Source organism: Bacillus sp. LR--39, assembly GCF_053613335.1.
Genome location: NZ_JBSIOT010001632.1, coordinates 1 through 513 on the forward strand (window position 1 = coordinate 1; position 513 = coordinate 513).

General features: G+C 49.3%; 1 protein-coding gene. It reads right to left on the reverse strand.

Translation table 11 applies throughout. The features are described 5' to 3' along the window. Positions 1–513, reverse strand: a 513-nt coding sequence (locus tag ACWHAR_RS32215; protein ID WP_452089067.1) for an ABC transporter substrate-binding protein, incomplete at both ends; no start/stop codon positions are given.

Sequence of the window (513 nt, forward strand, 5' to 3'; positions counted from 1 at the left end):
TAAACGGACCGTTGCCGACGAATGTGGCTGCTTCTTCATGCCATTTCGGATTGTCTTCGGCGATTTTCTGAGGAACCGGGAAAAAGGCCGGATTGGCTACAATGCTTAAAAACGACTGCTGCGGACTTTCAAGCGTCACCTTAAGCGTCTTTTCATCCACCGCTTTGACTTTGACATCATCTTTTGAACCTTTTCCGCTGTTAAAGGCCTCACCGCCTTCGATAAAGTAGCCTAAAAACGCGGCAGAGGAGCCCGTTTTCGGATCGAGCAGACGCTTCCACGCATATTCAAAATCCCCGGCGGTTAAAGGGTCTCCGTTTGACCATTTGGCATCATCACGGATTGTAAAAGTATATGTCTTCCCGTCGTCGGAAATGTTCCACTTTTCGGCGGACGCCGCTTCGGGCTCATGGTCTGCGCCAAGTCTTGTCAAACCTTCCATCAGATTGTTCAGCGCCTGCCATGAGACATTATTAAAGCCGATCGGCGGATCAAAAGATGTCGGTTCATTTT